Origin of the sequence: Kitasatospora sp. NPDC059722, assembly GCF_042733235.1 — a bacterium.
Taxonomy (GTDB): Bacteria; Actinomycetota; Actinomycetes; order Streptomycetales; family Streptomycetaceae; genus Kitasatospora.
In genome coordinates this window covers 55,365-55,778 of record NZ_JBHWGD010000041.1, presented here as the reverse complement: position 1 = coordinate 55,778, position 414 = coordinate 55,365, and the positions used below count along the sequence as shown (strand labels likewise).

1 protein-coding gene is annotated in these 414 nt (G+C 79.7%); it reads right to left on the bottom strand.

The window, feature by feature from the left end; all coding sequences use genetic code 11:
* Positions 1-37 precede the first annotated feature (37 nt).
* Positions 38-414, bottom strand: a 377-nt coding sequence (locus tag ACFV4F_RS24910) for a UTRA domain-containing protein (RefSeq protein ID WP_380505500.1), incomplete at its 5' end; no start/stop codon positions are given.

The window sequence follows — 414 nt, the reverse complement described above, 5'->3', positions numbered from 1 at the left end:
GGGCGGCCTTGCCCCCGGCCGGGCGGGGGGCTGGGTGTTAGTGGGCGCGCCCTATCCCAAACCCGGGGCCGGCGGGCGCCCCGCGGGGGGCCGCCCCCCCCCCGCGGCTGGCCTGGCGGGCGGTGACGCGTTCGACCGGCGTGCCGGCCTCGATACCGATCAGAGCCATCCGGTCGGCGACGCCGATGCCCGCGTGCGGGCCGGCCTCCGGTAGGACGATCAGGCTGCCGCCGGTGATCGCCATGGGTTCCCAGCTCTCGGCGAGCTGGGCCGGGTCGCCGTCTGCCAGATACACATAGCTGGTGTGCATCACCGGATCGCCCGGCTGGATCTCCAGCCGGGCCGCGATCCGGGCGTCGGGGGGGGGGGGGGGGGGGGGCGGGGGGGCGCGGGGGGGCGGCGCCCCGGCGCCGC